18 protein-coding genes are annotated in these 21,589 nt (G+C 34.2%); 7 read left to right on the top strand and 11 right to left on the bottom strand.

Translation table 11 applies throughout. The features are described from left to right. Nucleotides 1–20: 20 nt before the first annotated feature. From PHD84_01665 to PHD84_01695, 7 genes are all read right to left on the bottom strand, one after another. Nucleotides 21–1,892, bottom strand: coding sequence for a TRAP transporter fused permease subunit (locus PHD84_01665; protein ID MDD5636515.1), 1,872 nt, complete (start codon nucleotides 1,890–1,892; stop codon nucleotides 21–23). Nucleotides 1,893–1,945: 53 nt separating this feature from the next. Next, on the bottom strand, nucleotides 1,946–5,602 hold the full coding sequence (locus tag PHD84_01670; protein MDD5636516.1) for a glutamate mutase L: 3,657 nt from the start codon (nucleotides 5,600–5,602) through the stop codon (nucleotides 1,946–1,948). 34 nt (nucleotides 5,603–5,636) lie between these two features. Next, nucleotides 5,637–6,827, bottom strand: a complete 1,191-nt coding sequence (locus PHD84_01675) for an NAD/NADP octopine/nopaline dehydrogenase family protein (protein MDD5636517.1) — start codon at nucleotides 6,825–6,827, stop codon at nucleotides 5,637–5,639. A gap of 325 nt (nucleotides 6,828–7,152) precedes the next feature. After that, nucleotides 7,153–8,202 (bottom strand): DUF4392 domain-containing protein, encoded by a 1,050-nt coding sequence (locus PHD84_01680; GenBank protein MDD5636518.1) that lies wholly within the window; start codon nucleotides 8,200–8,202, stop codon nucleotides 7,153–7,155. Nucleotides 8,203–8,241: 39 nt separating this feature from the next. Next, the gene (locus tag PHD84_01685; GenBank protein MDD5636519.1) at nucleotides 8,242–10,128 is read right to left on the bottom strand and encodes a TRAP transporter permease; all 1,887 of its coding nucleotides are present in this window, start codon (nucleotides 10,126–10,128) and stop codon (nucleotides 8,242–8,244) included. Between the two features lie 111 nt (nucleotides 10,129–10,239). Beyond that, nucleotides 10,240–11,208 carry a TAXI family TRAP transporter solute-binding subunit gene (locus PHD84_01690; GenBank protein MDD5636520.1) on the bottom strand — a complete coding sequence of 323 codons (969 nt, stop codon included), beginning with the start codon at nucleotides 11,206–11,208 and terminating at the stop codon, nucleotides 10,240–10,242. A gap of 362 nt (nucleotides 11,209–11,570) precedes the next feature. Continuing rightward, nucleotides 11,571–12,293: a GntR family transcriptional regulator gene (locus tag PHD84_01695; protein MDD5636521.1), complete on the bottom strand. Its 723-nt coding sequence runs from the start codon at nucleotides 12,291–12,293 to the stop codon at nucleotides 11,571–11,573. Between the two features lie 378 nt (nucleotides 12,294–12,671). Here PHD84_01695 and PHD84_01700 point away from each other — a divergent pair, with 378 nt between their 5' ends. The 6 genes from PHD84_01700 (at nucleotide 12,672) to pgsC (ending at nucleotide 17,297) form a co-directional block, all read left to right on the top strand. Beyond that, nucleotides 12,672–13,415 carry an ABC transporter ATP-binding protein gene (locus PHD84_01700; GenBank protein ID MDD5636522.1) on the top strand — a complete coding sequence of 248 codons (744 nt, stop codon included), beginning with the start codon at nucleotides 12,672–12,674 and terminating at the stop codon, nucleotides 13,413–13,415. Further along, nucleotides 13,408–14,340, top strand: a complete 933-nt coding sequence (locus PHD84_01705) for a SufD family Fe-S cluster assembly protein (protein MDD5636523.1) — start codon at nucleotides 13,408–13,410, stop codon at nucleotides 14,338–14,340. Before PHD84_01700 ends, PHD84_01705 begins: the two co-directional genes overlap by 8 nt. Nucleotides 14,341–14,367: 27 nt before the next feature. Then, on the top strand, nucleotides 14,368–14,877 hold the full coding sequence (locus tag PHD84_01710; protein ID MDD5636524.1) for a hypothetical protein: 510 nt from the start codon (nucleotides 14,368–14,370) through the stop codon (nucleotides 14,875–14,877). A gap of 244 nt (nucleotides 14,878–15,121) precedes the next feature. Beyond that, complete coding sequence (locus tag PHD84_01715) at nucleotides 15,122–15,415, top strand: PspC domain-containing protein (protein ID MDD5636525.1); 294 nt, start codon at nucleotides 15,122–15,124, stop codon at nucleotides 15,413–15,415. 272 nt (nucleotides 15,416–15,687) lie between these two features. Next, nucleotides 15,688–16,869 (top strand): poly-gamma-glutamate synthase PgsB, encoded by a 1,182-nt coding sequence (gene pgsB / locus PHD84_01720; protein MDD5636526.1) that lies wholly within the window; start codon nucleotides 15,688–15,690, stop codon nucleotides 16,867–16,869. Then, nucleotides 16,866–17,297 carry a poly-gamma-glutamate biosynthesis protein PgsC gene (gene pgsC / locus PHD84_01725; GenBank protein MDD5636527.1) on the top strand — a complete coding sequence of 144 codons (432 nt, stop codon included), beginning with the start codon at nucleotides 16,866–16,868 and terminating at the stop codon, nucleotides 17,295–17,297. The genes pgsB and pgsC overlap by 4 nt, the downstream gene beginning before the upstream one ends. A gap of 131 nt (nucleotides 17,298–17,428) precedes the next feature. Here pgsC and PHD84_01730 read toward each other — a convergent pair whose 3' ends face one another. From PHD84_01730 to PHD84_01745, 4 genes are all read right to left on the bottom strand, one after another. Then, nucleotides 17,429–18,328 (bottom strand): alpha/beta hydrolase, encoded by a 900-nt coding sequence (locus PHD84_01730; GenBank protein MDD5636528.1) that lies wholly within the window; start codon nucleotides 18,326–18,328, stop codon nucleotides 17,429–17,431. A gap of 10 nt (nucleotides 18,329–18,338) precedes the next feature. Beyond that, nucleotides 18,339–18,719, bottom strand: coding sequence for a desulfoferrodoxin (locus PHD84_01735; protein ID MDD5636529.1), 381 nt, complete (start codon nucleotides 18,717–18,719; stop codon nucleotides 18,339–18,341). A 234-nt stretch (nucleotides 18,720–18,953) separates the two neighbouring features. After that, nucleotides 18,954–19,439, bottom strand: a complete 486-nt coding sequence (locus PHD84_01740; GenBank protein ID MDD5636530.1) for a ferritin-like domain-containing protein — start codon at nucleotides 19,437–19,439, stop codon at nucleotides 18,954–18,956. Nucleotides 19,440–19,547: 108 nt separating this feature from the next. Beyond that, the gene (locus tag PHD84_01745) at nucleotides 19,548–19,988 is read right to left on the bottom strand and encodes a transcriptional repressor (protein ID MDD5636531.1); all 441 of its coding nucleotides are present in this window, start codon (nucleotides 19,986–19,988) and stop codon (nucleotides 19,548–19,550) included. 240 nt (nucleotides 19,989–20,228) lie between these two features. Between PHD84_01745 and PHD84_01750 the strand changes: the two genes are divergently transcribed. Next, nucleotides 20,229–21,419 (top strand): MFS transporter, encoded by a 1,191-nt coding sequence (locus PHD84_01750; GenBank protein ID MDD5636532.1) that lies wholly within the window; start codon nucleotides 20,229–20,231, stop codon nucleotides 21,417–21,419. Nucleotides 21,420–21,589: the final 170 nt, after the last annotated feature.

A 21,589-nucleotide genomic window follows, 5' to 3' on the forward strand; every position in this document is an offset into this window, starting at 1 on the left:
ACACACTATTTCTATTATCTTTACAACTTTACCAGTCCTAACCTTTTTATAACATTATGTTGATAGAACAGCATTGGTATTACGATAGCCACACCAATGATGGATAAAATATGTTTAGGACACATCAGTAAAATTCCACTCCCAACGAATACTAATCGAAATAAAACATTTAAATTACTTTTTACTCTCCCAAAAAACCCATATGCTAGTAGTATTGCACCAAAAAATGCGCTCCCTACATAAGTTGCTACTGAAATAGTATCACTGCGACCTACCAGAGAAGGATTAAGTACAAAAAAATAGGGAATAATGAAAGCAACAATACCCAGCCTGACTGATACTAAGGCAGTTTTAAACCAATTACCTTTAGCAATACCAGCAGCAACAATTGCCTGGGTACAGGTAGGAGGAGTTACTCCGCCTAAGATGGCCCAGTAAATAAAGAATAGATGCAAGGCTATCTGATCAACTCCCAGCCTTATTAGTGAAGGAGCAAGTATAGAAATAGACAATATATAAGTTGGTACTACTGGTAGAGAGGTTCCTAAAATAAAAGGGATAATAGTGGCTATTAATAATGCCAATAACAAATTATTTCCTCCAACCTCTAAGATTACAGAACTCAACTTGGGAGCAATACCGGTAATGCCAATCATATTAACCAGAATATTTACAGACACTAAAATTGGTACAATTTTACAAAGAGCTAATCCTCCTTCACTTAATCCATCCCTTATCTTTGTTAACGTATATTTTACTCCTTTTGGGGAAAGATCAGAAAGCAAGAAAATTACAATAACTGAAACGCAAGCATAAAATCCAGCAAAGATTAAGGCTCTACCTCTAGCAATAGAATATAGGAGTACTGCCATAGGAATAACTAAGGAGGCTATTCTATTAAATTTTAAAATACTTTGCCATTTGGGAATTTCATTCTCAGGTACTGCAGCTAAACCAGATCGTACTGTCTCAAAATGTACTCCAGCAAAGACTCCGGTATAATAGAGTAAACAAGGAATCAGGGCATAAGCTATAATTTTTAAATAGGGAAGACCCAAAAATTCTGCCATAATAAAAGCTGCCACACTCATAATAGGTGGAGTAATTCCTCCTCCTGTTGAAGCAATAGCTTCCACTCCAGCTGCAAAATCAGGATTATAACCCAACCGTTTCATTAGCGGAATGGTGTAACTACCGGTAACTACCACATTAGCTACACCACTACCGGAGATACTCCCAAAAAGAGCACTTGATACTACTGCTGTTTTGGCTGGCCCACCCCTGTATCTACCGGTTAATGCTAATGCAATATCAATAAAAGTCTTCCCTCCACCTGCTCCTGAAATGAGGGCACCAAATATGATAAACATAGCAATAAAAGTTGCTGACATCCCGGTGATACTTCCATAAATTCCTAGAGCAGAAAAATATACTGAATTAATAACAAATTTCCAGGATAAACCCGGTAACCTCCATATTCCTGTCAATTTTGGACCAAGAGATATATAGAGAAATAACAATCCCACAAATATTGGTATTGCCCAACCTACAGATCTTCGTGCTGCATCAAGTATAACTATTATTAAGAGAGAGCCAATGATTAAATCAAAAGTTGATGCACTTCCCGGAATCATATAAATTTTCATTGCCTTTAAAAATGTATTAACATTTGCTATTATTATTATGGTAATGACACATACATCCCAAAAGGAAATTTTTTTGTTTTCTTGATTTGATTTACCATAAGGATAAGCCAGAGATGCAAGGGAAACTCCAAGAATAATATGAATTGCTCTCAACTGTAAATCTATTAGAGTTATAAAAATGGGAAGAATAAGCTGTGTAAGGGCAAAAATAATACCACCCCAGAATAGTACCTGGTTTCTATCCAAAATAGACCTCCCTTTATTTTGGATCGCCATATTTTCTTACCTCTTATTTGTATTTATAGTTCTAATGGTACAAAATTTTTCTTCATAATACGAATGGCTTTTTCAGGGTCAATTCTTCCGTAAAGACCTCCGACGGTTGATAAAATATAAGAAGCGTCCAATAATACTTTATGGTTTGGTCTCAAAACGGTATATTCTTTCGGATTGAAAAGGGCTCCTTTTACAATCATCTTAAGATCTTCTATAAGATAATCTTTGTTTTCCTTACATTTATGATACACTGTTCCACCAACTATTACCAGTGTGCAATCCTGAGTAAAGAAATTGACTCCTTCTTGCAAGAAATAAACATCAGTTTCTTTGACATGCCCTACATTATTAGCAGTAGCTACTGCTAAAGTTTCCTTAGCCAGAACGCTTCTGATGAAGTTTTCCTCTTCTGTAGTGGGCATAATATGGGGATTATCGTGAATCCACTTTAAATATTCCTTTAGCTTGATAAACCATTTTTGTTCTTTATAAACTAAAAATCGATCCATATGGTCACCATTCTCCTGAAAATCAGGATATTTCTGATTAAACAAATCGCTAATTTCCTTTTCTACTGAACCATTTTTAAATTTTTCCAGTTCCATTAAATTTTCTGCGTTATAAGCTAATCCATATTTACCTTCTACTCTCCGATAAGCCAGAGGGTAATTGGGAGTTTTTAGTATAGTTCTTTTAACTTTTTTCTTAGGATCATCCCAGGGATAATGATACAAGGGATTGGAATGTACATTGGCAAAAAAGTCAGTAGTACAACCACCAATATCTAAAGCCACGATATTCCCGATCCCTTCTTCTTCACCATAACCGCGAGCTAACAAATTAATTCCTAAGAAAGCTGCTCGGGGAGTTGGTATAAATTTTGTACTCATATACTCTTCTACCACATCAAATCCCTTGCCTCGGATAACAACAGTCTGAAAGAGTTCTCTTATTGCTTCATTTACTACATCAATGTTATACCTGTTAACTTCGGGCATAATATTGCCAGTTGCCCTTACATCAATATTGTGACTATGGAAAATATCCAGTATTTCCTCAGTAACATCTTCATTTCCAGCATAAATTATCGGTATTCCATATTTAGCATAGGTTGCTAATTTTGCAGTTTCAGCTAATATCTTAGCATTGTGTAATACAGTTTCTGTATCTCCACCTTCATTAACTCCACCACTTAAGAGAATAATTTCCGGGCCATCTTCTAAATAAATTGCTCGAGCTTCTTCTAAAGATAATTTTCCGTCATAACTATTGAGAAGTTTTGCCCCTGCGGTCAGAGCTGCAAGATCAGCAGCAAATCCACTCTCCCTTTCAGTAGAAGCAACAGTAACCATTTTTAAACCACCTTTTGCACTACTGCAGGGAAGTTTTATATCAAATTCATTCATCATCTTCCGTAAAGGTTCCCAGTTGCCTTCTTTCCTACATTTGTCAAGACACCCTAAACCATTCGCCAAACCTTCACGAATATCGTCAACTGTAGTTGGAACGTAACGTAAATCCACTGCATCTGAATTGGTATTAAAGATAGCAATTTTGGTGTAAGTACTACCAAAATCTACCGCCAATATTTTTTTATCCCGCAAATCTTTTAATCCTAATTGGTCTCTAAATGATAAGAGGAGATGGTCTTCAACGATAGCATCCTTTGATTCTGCTACTATTGATAATTCATCAGTCTGGCTAACATCTTTATAGAAATACCAGGGGAATCGTTCTCTAACCTTATCAACTCTTTCAATTTCATCTTTTACCTTTTGCAGACAAAATTCATCAATGCGACAAGTTCCATCAATAATTTTAGTCTTACACATTCCTGCTAACTCATAGCGTTTATCTATCACTGTTACCTGGGGTGCCTGGAATAAACCAACCTGTAACGCTAAATCCAGGTTATCAGCACTAATCAGGTCACATTGCCCAGATGGGTAATTCTTTTCATCAATTAAATCCAGTAACATTGTTTCATAGTTCTTTGCTCTATCAGCAACATTTTCCCTTTTGGCAGCTTCTCCAGGATTAACTGTATATTCAAAAAAGTTTTCTAAATTTATTTTACCTTCATATCCTCCCATTAAAGCTAAATGAAAGATATTATACATAGCTCCTTTCTTTAACTCTTCCTTCCGAGATATTACATCAGGAAGCTGCCAGATCTCAGGAAGAGGCGTGCGATAGTACTCTTCGACAGTCTGTTTGGTAATATCACAGCTAGCAATAATGTCTTCTGCCTTAGCATCATGGTGCGCTTCACAGTAGCTAACCACATGGATAATATCGGGGTCCATAAACATCTGCCAGTAAGTGGTCATGGTAAGATGGCTTTTTGCCTTATCTAGATTGGGTGGAAAGCTGGAAAGGCCTCCTCGAGTTTCTTTAGTAATACTAAAATCAAAATGCCTGGTTAGTGGCTCAATTAGTTCAAAAGCTGCCTTCATTTTCCCTAAATCATATCTGGGATTTATTTCTGGAGGCAAATCAAACATTAATTGCATGACATAATTCTTTATACCCATTTTTAGAGCAATAATTCCACATAGGATGTGGTCTGTAACATACATGTCATCTGAGCACCTTCGGAGTTGCCATTGATGGGGATCATTTATCTCCAGTGGTTTGTTTATAGAAGCCCACCAGCGCATGGTATTAAAATGTTCATTAATGCCATCCAGAATAGAAAGAGGGCCTCGTCCATCTAAACGGTTATAAAAGAATACAGGCACTGCTGGAAACGGCATATGTAAAGTTTCCTCAAATATCTTAGCTAATTCCACTAATTCATCGGTACCAGAGTATATTCTAATCATAGGGTAATTTCCACATTGAGTTGCCTCTTTTAACCTCCTTAAATCCTCTTTACTCCGAATTGGTGCACCGCCTTCTCCTTTACGATATTTCTCCGGATTTTCCTCTCCCCGAACAAATTTAGCCAGAAATGCCTGACTGGCCTGATCCGGAGCTAAAGAGACAATCTCCAGAGCTGCTGCTTCACTTATTTTTCTGGTTCCCTCTACTGTTGGTTCTATTGTTTCGGCAGCTGCACCAATATGAGCTCTGATGATTGGTCTATTTTCTAATTGACGTACCTGTTTTATCCTTTCTAATAAGTCATCAGACCATTTTATTTTCTCTCTGGCAACTCTTATTTTTTTCTGAGCAAAATATTCTAACTCATCCATTGTTACATAATCATCAACCACCATTTCGAAAAATCCCTGGAATTTTTCTTTATTTTTATATTCTTGAGCAATCTTTTCCAGATTAAAATGTCTATCTTCAGGAGGAGAAAATCTATCCTCCAGTATGCGTAAGCCAGTCATTGCTCTGACTAAATTAGCTGCGGGTCTTAATCCACCAAAACAATACCTTATTCCACTTTTTTCTGGCTGCAATCCATATTTATATACTTTTTCTATCAACTCTTCGATAATTTCATCAACATGCAAATCTCCCAGGCGATAACTAAAGGTGACCACTTCTGCTTTTGACTCTCTAATTTTATCTATCAATTCATCAATAGATACAGCTGGTCCTAATTTAATGGCAATATAACCTATTCCTTTGCTCTCCAGCCACTCAGCAAATCTTTCTACCCCTAAGGTATGAACACAGGGGTCTATAGAACAGTTTAATACTCTTCTTTTTTTGTTCGATTTATCCACTTTTCAATCTCTCCTTTTCCAATATAGGGATATTTTATAAATTAACAATCTGTTCTAAGTTGTTAAGACCATAATTTTGAGGAATTCTTGTTTCAGATATATCTCTCCCCTTCACATCACCATTGACTAAATATTCTTTTTTCATCCACTTACTGACTGTAATAATAACCTCATCAATGCTGGGAGTATCTACTTGTGCTAGTAAAGCAATTGCTTTAGAAACTATTAATCCAAAAGGTACATCCTCAGTGAGATAACGTGATTGAAAGTCTGGTTTATAATAACCATTTTCTAAATCTTTCATAGGCGCATATAAACCTTGATAAGCTTGATTGGTAATAAAACAGGCTTCTAAAGTATGGTCATCTATAATTGAATTTTTATAAGAAGATATGAGCCAATCCTCTAAGCTTAATACATTTGTCAAGTCTATATTTTTAAATCTATTTTGAAGTTTCCTGGTTAAGGCAAGCATATCATTGCTCATATTGGCAAGTGTTTTAGCAATATTACTGGTTACTCCATGATAAAAGAGGGGAATGTCTTCTTTTTTATATTTTCTATTTTCATTTCCTTTGAAAAGTCCATACATAATTCCGGGGTGCACAATCTGACCGATATTAGCTAAAGTAAGGGTCAACATATTAGGGATGGGCTCCACTTTAATATTTAGTAAATGAGTAAATATTTCTGATAATTCTAAAGTAGCTTCCCGGGGCAGGGCTGCTAATCCTACTATGTCTTTTTTTCCCAAAATATCCACTTTGCTGGCATATTCTCTGGTTCGACAAGCCCAGGGAAGCGTTTGTAAACCAAAAAATTTAATTTTTTTATCAGTAACACTCTTTAAAACTTTCAATAAAGAATATTCAAAACCACCTCTGGCCGGTATTGATCCTATAATTACTTCATTCTTTAAAAAAGGGATTATTTGCAATAGAACCGATTCTTGAGCAAATGCTGGCAGAGGCAAAAGTATCAAATCAGCATCCTGGCATACTTCTTCTGGAAATCTACTTACTTTATCTGGTCTCCCATATAATTCTTCTTTGCCTTGTACTGCAGTGATAACTCTGCTTTCATCAATTATCCTTTGAAAAATATCAACTTTATGCTGATAACGAAAAAAAAGATTAATTTGACAATTAAAATTACTTTTGATAATTGGAATCATGGCATGAGCTGCATTCCCGCTTCCACAAATAGTAATGGTCTTAATACTCATTTATATACTCCTTAAAATAGCTATTAATTTATTATTTTTATATTTTTAATAATCTTAATTTTATCTATATAAAGATTAATATACGGTATACTGTATACCATTAAATAATTATAATAATATTTCTTTTTTCAGTCAAATTACTCGTTACAACCAAGGAAACTCAATTGTTTATTATAAAAAAATAGTTTGCCCAGAACATCTTCTTCTTTTCTTAATCAATAATAGTGTTTATATTAGTATTAGCCATTTTTTATGTTGTCATTGGACATTCTGAACCAAAATCTTCCTTTTAACCAATTTTATTGCTCCCACTAACCACTATTTTCTAAATTTTTAATTGATTGATTCCTTTTTTTATTAATTCTCTCAAAACATCTACAAACGATTCATGAACACTCGCTGGTAATCCATCAGCACCTGGTTCAGTATAACCATTAATTCCGTCAATAAAACCAGCATCAGCTGCCTTTTGTAATATCCTTTTCTCTATCTCGCTATTATGAAAAATATCAACGTCATTCTTTAATAAAGCAATTCCTGCTGCCAATCCATATGCTCCCCAGTTTGATATTACTGCTGTAATTAAATAGTTAGTCTTTGTTGACGGTGCTATTCCTGCTTGACAAGGACATTTGCACTTATTACCGAAGGGAAGATTTTTTCTGATTTCCTCCTGAATACAGCCCATTCCAATCTCATTTCCTCCATCTCCTATACCTATAGTGGTAATATTATTTTTTAGCGCTTCCTGAACCAGATAATCTATTTTTGCCATATACTTACTTGAATCGACTCCTCTGCTGGTATGAATTATTTCTTTTTTATTCATACCTCCTTTTTCAATAGTGATTACTGCTTTGGGATGGTATTTCCTGATAAGATCAGTAGCTTTCTTTAACGCTATTTCCTTTTCGATAGGAAATGAAAGAACTGAAGCTGAATTGATAGGAGCATGATACGCTGGTGTTTCTATTGCTTGGGAAGGTGACAACACTTTTAATCCTGCTGCATTGACCACTGTAGTCATTCCCTGAACCAGATTCTCTTCAATAAAAATGATAGGTATGGCATGATAGGCTCTATTAATAGCCCGGGCTAAAGATGCTGCACCAGGTGGACCATCAGTTTCAGCAATGTCAGGCGTTATCTCTGGCCTATCAGGCCAGCCTGTAGCTATAAAGATAATATCTCCCTTAGTTATAATTTTATCTAATTCCTGACTTGCTAGCATAATTAAAGGATATTCTGCCTTATTTCTTGCCCATTGATATAATAAATGGATTACTCCTCTCCCTGGTATATCTAGATTAACTAAACGATCAATTCTATCAAATATTTCCACCAATTTTTCTTTACTCTTTACAAATGAACTCATTTGATATTCTCCAATAAATTAAATTTAAATCTGATTTTATTACGCCTCTACTTCAGAAAACTGTCTAACTTCTTCTCTTTTTTTAATTCTTTGATAGAAATAGACTAAAATCAATAATATCATTCCTCCTAGGCCTATTTTAAAATTGGGAAAGATAAGAAGAATAGCAGCAATTATTAATATAATTCTCTCCAATAGATTAATCCGGGTTAGGAAATAACCCATCAAAGCAATAGCCAGGGCAAATATTCCGATTAAAGCTGTACTAAAGGTTCTTAAAATATGAGATGCTGTCCCTATGAAAAGAATTGAATAGTCATTAACAAATACATAGGGAATAATAAATCCTGGCAAAGCCATCATAATGGCATAGTAAGCAGTCTTTAACCAATTAGATTGGGCTATTCCTGATGCTACATAAACAGATAAACAAACAGGTGGTGTAATGGTACCCAAAATAGCAAAATAAAAGACAAACATATGTGCTGCTAAAGGAAGTAAGCCCAACTCAATTAAAGCTGGACAGGCAACAATTGCAGCAATGATATAAGCAACTGCGGTAGGTAGACCCATTCCCAGAATAATACTTCCTACCATTGCTAATAATAGAGCATAAAAAGTATTACCTCCACTCATAGCTAAAATGACTGTAGTCATTTTAATTCCTAAACCAGTCATTGAGACAATTCCCAATACTATCCCAGCACAAGCGCAGGCAATCGCCACTCCTATGGTATTTTTTGCTCCATATTCCAGTGCTTTCAAAAATACTTTGGGATTCTTTCTAATCTCCTGATTAACAAAACTTATAACAACTGTTGAGATAACCCCATAGAACGCGGCTCTCGTAGGTGAAAATCCCTGAACTATATAATAAATAATTACAATTAGAGGTATTATTAAATGTCCATTTCTTAAAAAAACTTTTTTCAAATTTATAGATGACTTTTCCATCTTAAACCCCATCAACAGGGTACGAAACCTTACACATAAAAATACACTGGCAAAATATAATATAGCCGGTATAGCAGCCGCCTTACATATCGCAAAATATCTCATTCCCAGCATTTCAGCCATAATAAAAGCTCCCGCGCCCATAACCGGTGGCATAATTTGCCCCCCGGTTGAAGCAACAGCTTCTACTGCACCAGCAAATTCTGGTTTATATCCTGAGCTTTTCATAAGTGGGATAGTAAATGAACCCGTGGTAGCAACGTTAGCAGTTGAGCTACCACTAATAGTACCAAATAAAGCACTACTAATAACAGCAACCTGAGCTCTTCCGCCTATCATTCTACCAGCAATGGCTTGTGAAAAATCCATAAAAAATTCCCCTACTCCTGCCTCGCTTAAGAATTGGCCAAAAATAACAAACATTACTACAGTAGTAGCGGAAACCCCTAATGGTATGCTCCAGATTCCATCTGAAGTAAGATAGAGAAAACCAAATATTCTTTCTATACTTAATCCTCGGTGTCCCCATATCCCCGGGATGTAACCACCAAAGCGGGCATATAAAATAAAGATGATTGCCAGAATCGGTAATGCCATACCTATTGCTCTGCGACATGCTTCTAGAATCAATATAACAACCATGATGCCTATTAAATACTGAACACCAATAGATAATCCGCTCTGCATGGAAATACTGATATAGTTTACAAATATATAGATGCAACTTAACATACCTAAAATGGTAAAAATTATATCTATCAGGCTAGCTTTTTTCTTATTCCAAGGATGTAATAAAAAAATCATAGAAAAAACAAACATTAAGTGAACAGACCGTTGTACAAATACATCATATGGTATGGTACCGGCAGTATATAGGTGAAAAATTGACATTAATATAGCCATTAGCTGTGTATACCTATTTATTGGTAAACTTAGCTTATTATTTTTTTCTTCTCCATTATATTCTGTCATATCTTCCTGCTTTCTTTAAATGATACGATAATACAACAATTATGATTATTATCAGTCCCCCTATTTTTGATAGGGGGACTGATAATCCCTACTAATCCTTAATAAGCTGGTTTATGGAGTTAATTCTGTCGGTATTTGAACACCATTTTCGGTATAATATTTAATTGCACCAGGATGATAAGGAACGGTAGAATCCAGGACCTTATCCAAGCCCATATCTGCAGCGCCCGGATGTGCAGCTAACATAAGATCCTTATGCTCATATAATCCCTTGGTAATCTCATATATAACATCGTCCGGTAAACCTTCTCGACACATTAATAATGCCCATGTTCCTACTACCTGAACATTCTCTGAGCCTTCATAATAATCGCCAGCAGGAAAGCTTACCTTGCTAAGGAAAGGTAATTTTTCACGAATTTTAGTAACATCCTCATCACTGAATTCAATAACTCGAACCGGTTTTCTTACCGAATATTCCATCCAGGTAGGATTAGAACCACCCTGCCAGTGAGAATCAATTGTTCCTGATCTCATCATCTCTGCAGCTTCTGTATGTCGGTAATATGATGGAATGATATTGATATTGATGGCTTCAAATAAAGTTGTAGCAGTCGACTCAGCAGATGAACCCTTAGGCTGAAGATTAACCCTTTTCCCTTCTAGATCCCAGATAGTTTTAATTGGATTATCTTCATTAACAATAAGGTTCCAATATAGAATATGAATAGGTGCGATAGTTAAAAGAGGGGTCCCTTGTCCTGCAAAAGCTCCTTCCTGTAAATATACTTCTCGAGCAGTGTCATGAGATACAATACCCAAATCACCAAATCCTGCATATAATCTTTTAGCATTATCAATATATCCTGGAGTTGCTTCCATTGTTACTCTAGCATCAGGCAATACTACACCAATGACTCTTGCTACACCCGAAGAATACTGGAAACCAATACCACCAATAACCGAAGACATCACTAATAAATCATATTGTTGGGCAGAACATACCGATACAAACAGAATACTGATCATCAAAACTGCAATTATTAAAATACTGGCTGTTATTTTTAACCTATTAGTCATTTTTTCACCTCCTTTCTTATTATTTTTTAATGATTTTATTAGTTGGAATTTTTAGGAATATATTTAGATTCAAAAAGAATTTTTAGATATAGAAAATATTAAGACAAGTGGTTATTTGATTTAATTTTTATTTATAGTATACTGTATACTATATTTATATATTAGAATTATTATATAATACAAATGGGAAAAGTAAAATATTTTTTAAAAATTTTCTATTTTATTAGGATTCTAGAAATTTTAGGTTGGTAGAATATTTATTTAATAAAGAAAAGATTTAATTTATTGATTGATTTCTGAAGTAAATTTTATAAAGTAATCTGTTGTATTTTAATAATTATATCAATTTGGTTACTCTTCATTCATGAAGAACTTTCTCTCAATTCAAACTCTTTAATAAGAGATTCTTTTCCATTAATAATATGCTCTCTCATTAAATTTTCTGCTAATATCGCATCTTTCTCAATAATTGCCTTGACTATCTTCTTATGTTCCTCAATTGATTTTTTTTGTCTATCTGCTTTAGATATAATTTCTGAAAACCGTTCTCTGGACTTTTTATATAAATTATCTATGATATTGATTAATTCTTTACTTCTACTACATTCCTCTATTATATTATGAAATTTTAGATTTAAATTGGCAATGTTCCTTAAAGATCCTTCCTTTAAAAAAAGCTCGCTCTCAGTAATGATTTCTTCTAATTGCCTTATCTCCATTTTGGTTATATAATTATTATCTATTGCTTTTCTAACCGCTAATCCTCTTAATACACTACTTATATCATAAAACTCATTCAATGCTTCTTTGGTAGGAAGAGGAGCAACTCTTACCCCTTTGGGTGGAGAAGATACGACTAAACCTTTCTGCTCTAACTCGATAATTGCTTCCCTTATTGGTGTTCGGCTTACTTTCATTAGTTTAGCTAATTTTGATTCTACCAATCGCTGGCCAGGCTTTAATTCCCCTCGGAAAATAGCTTTACTTAAAATTGAATATACTTTATCACTAGTAACGGTCTTAACACTTAAATCAATTTCCGAATTCTGTTTTAAAAAATTATCTAAAGAATCGTTTTTCAACATAACTAACCATTCATCTTTTGGTTTAATTAAGAAGTATTAATAACATTAAATTAATTATTGGGAAGTATAATTCTAAACTAACATATTTACTAAATGAATTATGCTTTTTAACTAGTTCATACTAACTTCACAATTTAATTATATATAAAATACAATTTTTAGGCAAATGAACTATTCAACATCAATTTATTCTCAGCCAGACCTGGTATTAATATTGTTCTATCTATTAATTGAATATAGAAACAATTATTTCTTCTATATTGCTCTAAGTTGTTAAATAAAATGAGTTGCTATTATAGTAATAAATATGTTATATTTTAATACCTAAAATAAAAAAATATTTTTTAATTACAACCAGAAAGAAGTGGTAATGACCATATGAAAAATATATTGGAAGTAAAAGATTTGTCTCTCTCCCTAAATGGGAGAAATATCTTAAAAAATATTAATATGGAAGTCTGGGAAGGTTATGTGCATGCTATTGTGGGTCCCAATGGTGCTGGTAAATCAACATTAGCTTCCGCTATAATGGGATTGGAAGGCTATCGACACTATAGTGGTAGTATACGCTTTAAAGGTAAGAATATCAGTAAGCTCAGTATTGATGAACGCGCCAGAATGGGTATCACCTTTGGCTGGCAGGAACCTGCCCGTTACGAGGGATTGCTCATCAGAGATTTTTTAAAAGCAGCAGCTGGTAATAAGAATAATGATTTCATCCATGAACAATTGGAAAGAGTGGGGCTTGATCCTGATGAGTATGCTAATCGTGCAGTGGATAAGACCTTGAGTGGGGGAGAAAGAAAAAAAGTAGAGTTAGCATCTATTTTAGCTATGGATCCTGATTTGGTATTGTTGGATGAACCTGATTCAGGAATAGATGTAGAAACCTTGGATAAAATGTTCGAGGTCATCAAAGAACAGAGAAAAAAGAAGAGGACTATTATACTGATTACCCATAGTCTAGCAGTATTAAAACAGGCTGATCATGCTTTTATCTTTTGTAATGGAGAAATACTAAAGAAGGATGTAGCTAAAAAAGTAATTCCATATTTTAAAAATAAATGCTTACCCTGTAAACATAAAAATATTCCTGAGGAAGAAGGAGTACAACTTGGATAAAAACGATTTAACCAGAGAACTATCTCGAATTACAGAGACTGATGATATTTTTAAACAACCTGATATTGCTCATATTTTCATTCATCATCACAAGGTAATTCAGTCCCATCTTTTACCTGGTTTAAAGGTTGATGTCAAAGAATTTAAAGATCATATAGAGGTAAATACAATAGTAGAAAAGAATGTAAAAATTGATAAACCAGTGCATATGTGTTTTGGAATGATACCAGAAGAAGGTATTCAGAAAATGATAATAAAAAATGAGATTCAAGAGAATGCTTCAGTCTCTTTCCTGGCTCATTGTGCCTTTCCTAATGCCATTGATATACAGCATATTATGGATGGTACTATTAAAGTGGGGAAAAATGCCCGCTATCGTTATCTGGAAAGACATGTTCATGGTTTTCATGGTGGAGTTAAGGTTTACCCACATGCCAAAATTCTACTGTCAGAAAATGCCCGTTTTTACTCAGAATTTGAATTAATTAAAGGTCGTGCCGGTTTGATTGATATTAATTACGAGGCTTCCTGTGAAGCTGATAGTGTTTTAGAAATGATTACCCGTATCAGTGGTAAAGGTGATGATCAGATTATGATAAAAGAAATTGGCCATCTAATCGGGGAAAGAGCGCGTGGTTTTTTAAGTTCCCGAGTGGCAGCTACTGGCAATACCAGGGCTGAAGTATATAATAAATTAACAGCTTCGGCAGCCTATGCTCGAGGACATGTAGACTGTACTGAAATCATTAAAGACAATGGCATCGTTAGTGCCATACCCATTGTAGAGGTAAATCACCCCAAAGCTCATATTACACATGAAGCAGCCCTAGGGAGCGTTGATTCCAAGCAATTACAAACCCTGATGGCTCGAGGTTTAAGCGAAGAGGCAGCAACAGATTTGATTATCAAAGGATTGCTAAGTTAATAACTATTGAAATAGGAGGATAAATCATTGAACGCAAAGACTTTCTTTGGTGTTATTTTAGTAATTATCGGTGTTCTTTGGACTCTTTCTAATTTTCAGCTTATAAATAGTCAGTGGTTCCTGCCAGCTATTGGATTGGTATTTGTGGCTCCCTATTTCTACAAAGGTAGCACTAAACACAAGGGAACTATCGGTTTTTTAATTGCTGGTTGTATTATAATAATGGTTGGCTTATTTACCCTTATTAATGATAGCTTTCATTTAGGTTTACTAGAAGGTTCTTTATTCTTCTTTTTTGTAGGAATGGCCTTTTTGCCCGTTTATTTCATCCATACCAGACATCTAACCAATCAGGACTCTGGGCATCAAAGGTGGCCTCTTTATACCAGCCTGGTTACCATAGGTTTTGGAATTTTCGTGCTACTTACTGAAACTGCCCATACTCCTTTAATGCGAAGGATTTATCCCCTTGTCTGGCCTTCATTGCTGATTATTTTAGGTCTTTATATCATTCTATTTAAACGATTGAAAAAATAATATGAACACAAAAGAGGTTATCTTTTAGTATCTGCCTCTATAATATTCGATTTTAACATTTTTAATTCCACTGGCTTTCAGTAAATAATAGGCTAAATAATCCCTTAATCCTACTTCTGATTACTAAACCAGTGAAAGAATCTTACCTGGACTTGTCAGTTCATAAAATTTCTATTATTATGATTCTAATAATGTAGGACAAAGATTGATTGACAGTGTGATAGACCAAATTGGAGGTAAGTGTATGAAAAAACTATATCGTTCTAGAAAAGACAGTAAAATTGCTGGTGTATGTGGAGGAATTGCCGAGTATTTTAATGTTGATTCTACAATAATCAGATTATTAGCAGTACTTACCATTTTCTTTGGTGGGGGAGGAATAATCGCTTATATAATTGCCTGGTTGATTATACCTTTAGAACCATTGGACGAGGGATCGGCTACTTCTAATCAAAAAACTGGAACCGATAAACAAGATAAGCATCAAACTACTATTGATGCTGAAATTATTGAAGAATCTCAGGAGAAAAAGGGCTGATCTTTTAAAAATTTTATATTTGCCCTTGACATAAATAAAAACAGTGTTATAATATTCTCTGGTTTAAGATAAAGAAACAAAAACCATTAAATATTCTTTTCATTTTTATACCTCCTTTCAAACTCGCTTTGCTCTGGAGCAAAGCGAGTTTTTTGATTTATGGTTCCCTTAACGTTGTAAGAATAAGTTCATCATAATTCTTATCACTTTACAACTTAATCTCTTTCCGATAGCATTATGATAAAATATTGTACCAACAAGGTAAATTTTTTATGTTCATTTTACTTCTTCTGACAATGTCAATTCTAATATTAGGTATACTGGAAAGCTACTACCATGAAAAAAGAATTAAAAATATCCCTATTAGAATTCATGTCAATGGCATTCGTGGAAAATCAACTACGGTAAGATTAATTGCATCTATTTTAAGGGAAGCTGGCTATCAGGTTCTAGCCAAAACAACAGGTACACTGCCAAGGATTATTCTTGAAAATGGGGAAGAAGAATTAATTAGAAGAAGAGGTTCCGCTAATATTATTGAACAAAAATATTTTATACAGAAAGCAACTGAAAGAAAAGATAATGCTATTGTGATGGAATGTATGGCTGTCCATCCGGAAACTCAGTGGGTCAGTGAGCATAAATTGATTCATTCTACCATTGGGATTATTACCAATGTGCGAGAGGATCACCAGGATGTCTATGGTCCTAATTTACAAGAAGTAGCTAATTCATTAAAGTTGACTATTCCAAAAGATAGTGTATTGGTTACTGCTGAGAAAAAATTCTTTCCATGCTTTCAGAAACAGGCAGAAAAGTTAAATACCAGGTGTATTCTGGTTGATCCTGAAATGATTACCTTATCTAACAAAAAGGAATACAAAAACATCTTCTTCAAGGATAATGTTGCTGTTGCTTTACAGGTAGGAAAAGTGCTTAATATTGCAGAAAGTACTTGCTGGCAAGGAATCTTAAAAGCTAAACCAGATCCAGGGGCTCTTGCTATTTATAAATTAAGAGTCGAACACAGCGTAGTATGGTTTGTCAATGCTTTTGCTGCCAATGACCGGGAATCAATTCTATTGATATGGGATAAAATAAACCGTTTATTACCTGAAGAAATCATTAATTATCCCAAAATTGCTATCTTAAATAACCGTAGTGATCGGGTTACCAGAACTATTCAGTTTGCCAGGATTTTAAGTAAGGAAATTACAGTAAATTATATATTGTTGGTTGGTCAAAATAGCCCACTAAGCTATAATCAATTAAGAAAATACGGTTATCCCTCTGACCAAATAATTTTAGTACCTGATGAAACTAATATTAATCATATTCTGGAACAAATTTCTAGATTTATTGCAAAAGAAGGATTAGTTTATGGGCTTGGAAATACTAGAGGATTTGGCTTACGAGTGATGGATTATTTACAAGAAAAGGGAGAAAAATTATGATTTTTCAAGCCATAGGTATTGGTATTGTTATCGGATTTGTATTTTACGAGTTAGTTGGTTTATCTCCAGGAGGAATTATAGTACCGGGTTATATAGCTCTTTTTATTGACCAGCCATGGCGAATTATAATCACCATAGGTATCGCAATATTAACTTATTATATTGTCCTTTTTTTATCCAACTACCTAATTTTATATGGGAAAAGACGCTTTTTCAGTATGATTCTCATAAGTTTTATTGTAAAATGGTTAGTAGAGGGTTTAATTTTTCAATTACCTATTGCCAGTATTGAGATTCAAAGCATAGGGTATATCATTCCAGGTTTGTTAGCCAATGAAATACAACGACAGGGAATTTTGCCAACCCTATTAGCGACAGCCATTGTGGCAATCCTGGTTCGTTTTATACTTTATCTTTTTTTGTTTTGATGATCACACCAAATATAAATATCAATAAAGGTTAAATCCACTTGATAATCACTCTTAGCTCTATGGTTGAAACATTTAGAGAGGACATTTTAAATAATACCATGTACATTCATCGTATTAATAATCTTATTTTAAAATTCCTTTAACCATTCAATAATTTCAGGGAATACCGGATCATCCTCTTTCCCTAATTCAAAATCAATAGAGACATGATCTTTTTCTTTGAATTGAAAGAGGGTAGCCTGATATCCAGCATCTACTAATCTCTGATAAAAGGATTTATTAACTGTCTCTGATACCTCACGATCACCAGCTATCAGTAATAGAAAAGGTGGAACCATCTTGCCTTCTCTGATATAGTTAACTGGAGACGCTGTCTCCCAGTCTTCTGGATTATCTCCAAAAGCCCAGGAAAATAAGTATTGATTTTCCGGTTCAGCAGTAAATAAAGAAGGTAAATAATAAGCCGCGCTATCCAGGCTAATGATTCCAGAAATATCCGATGGAACTAAACCAAATGCGGCAAGATAACGTTCATCTAATGTTATTAAAGCAGCCAGATGACCACCTGCTGAGTGACCTAGAAGATAAATTTGCTCTGGATTACCACCAAAACCAGTAATGTTATTTTTCACCCAGGAAAAAGCCCTGGCCACATCCTGCGCATGAGCTGGAAAGGAATAATCCGGTGATAGTCGATAATTAATACTTATATAGATATAATTGTGTGAGGTAAAGGCTTTAGCCTTATAGCTTAATCCTCCCTTATCACCCAGAACCCAGGTGCCACCATGAATATACATTATAACAGGACATAAGTAACAATCTTTTGGTTTATATATATCTAGAAGATGATCATTTTTTTGAGCAACTTCCGGAATATTTTCTGGATAATAACCAAGATCAGAATAAATGTAGATCTGATTACTTACCGATTGGGCTAGAACAATTGGTTTAAAAAAAATAAGCATGGCTATGGCTATGATCATTATAAGTATTAAAAAAAGGCAGGACATTAGTCCTGCCTTCATCAAGTACTTTCTATTTATCAAATTTCCACAATCCATGTATATTACAATATTCTCTTACTTTTTTCCAACCCTTGACATCTTCAAATATTGCTTCAGGTGCATCCCCGGGCTTTAAAAATTTTTTGCAGGCTCCTTTATCAGTAATTACCTGTATCCATTCAATATAATGTTTTTCTTCCATGGGATGAGGCACTGAACCAACTTTAGCCTTAATTCCATGAGGAGTATCTTCAACCACTGGAACATGTTTTTCATAAGCCTGTTCTGCTGTCTGTTCTTCTAGCAATTTCATGGGCTCACCACAACATACCAACTCACCTTTACCACCATGCAAGACTTCTACTACATTTCCACAAATTTCACATTTATAAATTTCATATTTTTGAGCCATTATCATATCTCCTTCTTTTTACAATTTTTTATGACATAAACACCAGTCATAACATTCAAAATCTTTACTTTTTAGTCTTTCCTTAGCATTTTTATATTATTGGTAAATTCAATAATCACAATCACATGGTCAACTATTAAATATATTCTTATTTAATTTATATTTTCTAGTTTGATTTTTTCCTTTTGTGAAAATTAACCATACTTTTTTTATTTACTTTACTATGCTCAAATTTTATAGCAATCCCATATCTTCTGATAAGGCTTCTAAGTCTTCTTCGTGTTCAACTTCATCTTCTAAAATACTCAAAATCATCTGGTAAGTAATAGGATCCTTTTCTTTGACCATTTTTGCTAACTTCTGGTAAACATCAATTGCACACTGCTCACCTTTAATGTTTTGTTTAAGCAGTATTCTTACATTTGGGTCACTCGGTTTCTCATAACCACAATTGGTGACTTTATACCATTCTTCTGGACTTAGAATTGGTGTACCTCCCAGTTGCAGTATGCGCTCAACCAACATCCCGGCATGTTCTAGTTCTTCTGAAGCGTGTTCCTCTAATTCTGCTACTACCGCACCCCTCATTGGTCCTTTGGCAACTTTTGCTCCAATCCAGTATTGATAATAAGCTAACCACTCATCTGCCAGTGCTTTATTTAGTTCTTTCACTATTTCATTGATATCCATTCCTACAATTTCTCTTCCTTTTGTTCCCATATTTGGAAACCTCCTTTGTTTAATTTATCTTAAGTTTATTTAAATAGCTATATAATATAATATTTATGAATTTTCTTTAAACAAGATATCTACTAATCCCATATAGAACTATTTCTTTACTGTTCTTTTTTGAATACAGTCGGAACATATGCCTTCCAGGATAATTTCCTGCCTAAAAACTTTAAATCTTTTGGTAACATCTTCTGGGACCTTAATATTATCATATTCCGTACAATCAAAATCGATAATTCTTTTACATTTACAGCAACGAAAATGGTAATGATTTTTTAAATCAGCATCAAAACGGCGTGGACCATAACCGCTTTCCACCATCCTAATCAGCCCTTTTTCTGATAAACAAAGAAGTGTTCGATTAACAGTATCGAAAGATATGTTGGGAAACTCCTTTTTTACCTTTTGATATACCATTTCAGCAGAAGGATGATCTCTTGATTCTGCCAGGCAACGAAAAATACCAATACGTTGGGGGGTAATTCTAAAACCATTTTGTTCTAATTTTTCTTTACAAAAAGATACTGTTTGTTCCACCTTTGCAACCGCCTTCCTTCTATGTTATTACTACATTTTAATCCTTATCGTTGCTATGATCACTGTTTATTATTATCTTAAAAAGTTGTTAATATACAAAAACAAAATATAATTCTAAGTATTACTATATAGTATTAGTTCCTATTTGTCAATAATAATTTGAAAATACTTGAATTTTTTTTATAAGGTAGTATGCTATAAAAGAATGTTTCTAAATTATCTGAGATTAAAATTCTTATTATGGTAGTAAATAAAAAAATCCAATATCTAAAAATTAATGCCTTTGGACATGCCTATAATGATGCCTATCATTATATTATCCCTTTATTATTACCTTTCTTCCGATTGGAATTTTCCTTTACTTACTTTCAATCAGGTCTTGTTTTAACCTTTTACGAGGCACTACGCTCTATTTTCTCCTTGATATCTGGTTTATTCGCTGATCGTTTTGGTCATAAACATCTAATTATTGCCCTAGGGTTTATTATGTCTTCAGTATTACTGGGAAGTGTAATCTGGATTAGCAAAATTCCCTTAATTATCTCTGTTCTACTACTGATGGCAATTGCGGTTGCTACCTTTCATCCTCTGGCTACTGCTATGGTGGGGGAAAAAGCCAAACCTGGTAAACAAGGCCGGGATTTGAGTCTCTTTTCTGCTGCAGGGACACTGGGTCTTATTATAATAAGTCTATTATTCGGATGGCTGGTACAGATCTGGGGGTGGAGAACAACCTGTTTTATTATTGCCCTCCCGGGAATATTACTGGGATGGTATTACATTAAAATCAAAGAAGAAAAACAGGAAGTAAAAACAGTAATTAATAAAACTAATCATCATAACCTATTTACAATTTTCTTTTTAAGTAGAGGTATACTATGCTTAGGCACCAAGGCATTCTCATCTTTTTTACCTGTCTATGCCACTACCTATATCGGATTAAAGCCAGGTGTTTCTGCCTGGATTCTCAGTATCTATTTTTTGGGAGTTTTTGCCGGAAGCATTTTTATTTGTCAGGTAATTGACCAGAAAAAACCACTGCAATTTGCTATTTCTTCTACTGCCTCCATGACTATTTTAATCCTTTTATTCACCTTTTCCAGTATGCCATTATTAGCAGCAATCTTAGTAGGCGTAATTGGTTTGATGGAGGGTATTTACTTCCCTTCTCAGAATACCTGGTTGACAATGGTTAGTTCAAATTATAATAGGGGTAGTCTTTTTGGCTTTGGTTTTTTTATTGAAGGATTGTCAGCTACTATCTCACCTACCATCTTTGGCTGGTTTGCTGATAAATTTGGATTGGTATATGCTTATAGACTAACAGTTATACCAATTTTCATCAGCTTTTTTCTCTATATATTACTATTTCAAAAAGCAGAAAATCTTCAAAAACAGAGCGGAAAGTTTCACCGTTTCAGTAAAAATTGACAATTCTGCCTAAAATTGTATCTAAATAATACCTAAAAATAATAAAATATAATATAATATAGTTATTGATTTGGTAAGGCTCTATGGATTTGCTTTTAAATTAATCAGAATTAAAAGATATAGATTGTAATAAAAGTAAAAATATCTGAAAATATCCCTGCAATTTACTG

It is taken from the genome of Atribacterota bacterium, assembly GCA_028717805.1.
Taxonomy (GTDB): Bacteria; Atribacterota; Phoenicimicrobiia; order Phoenicimicrobiales; family Stramentimicrobiaceae; genus Stramentimicrobium.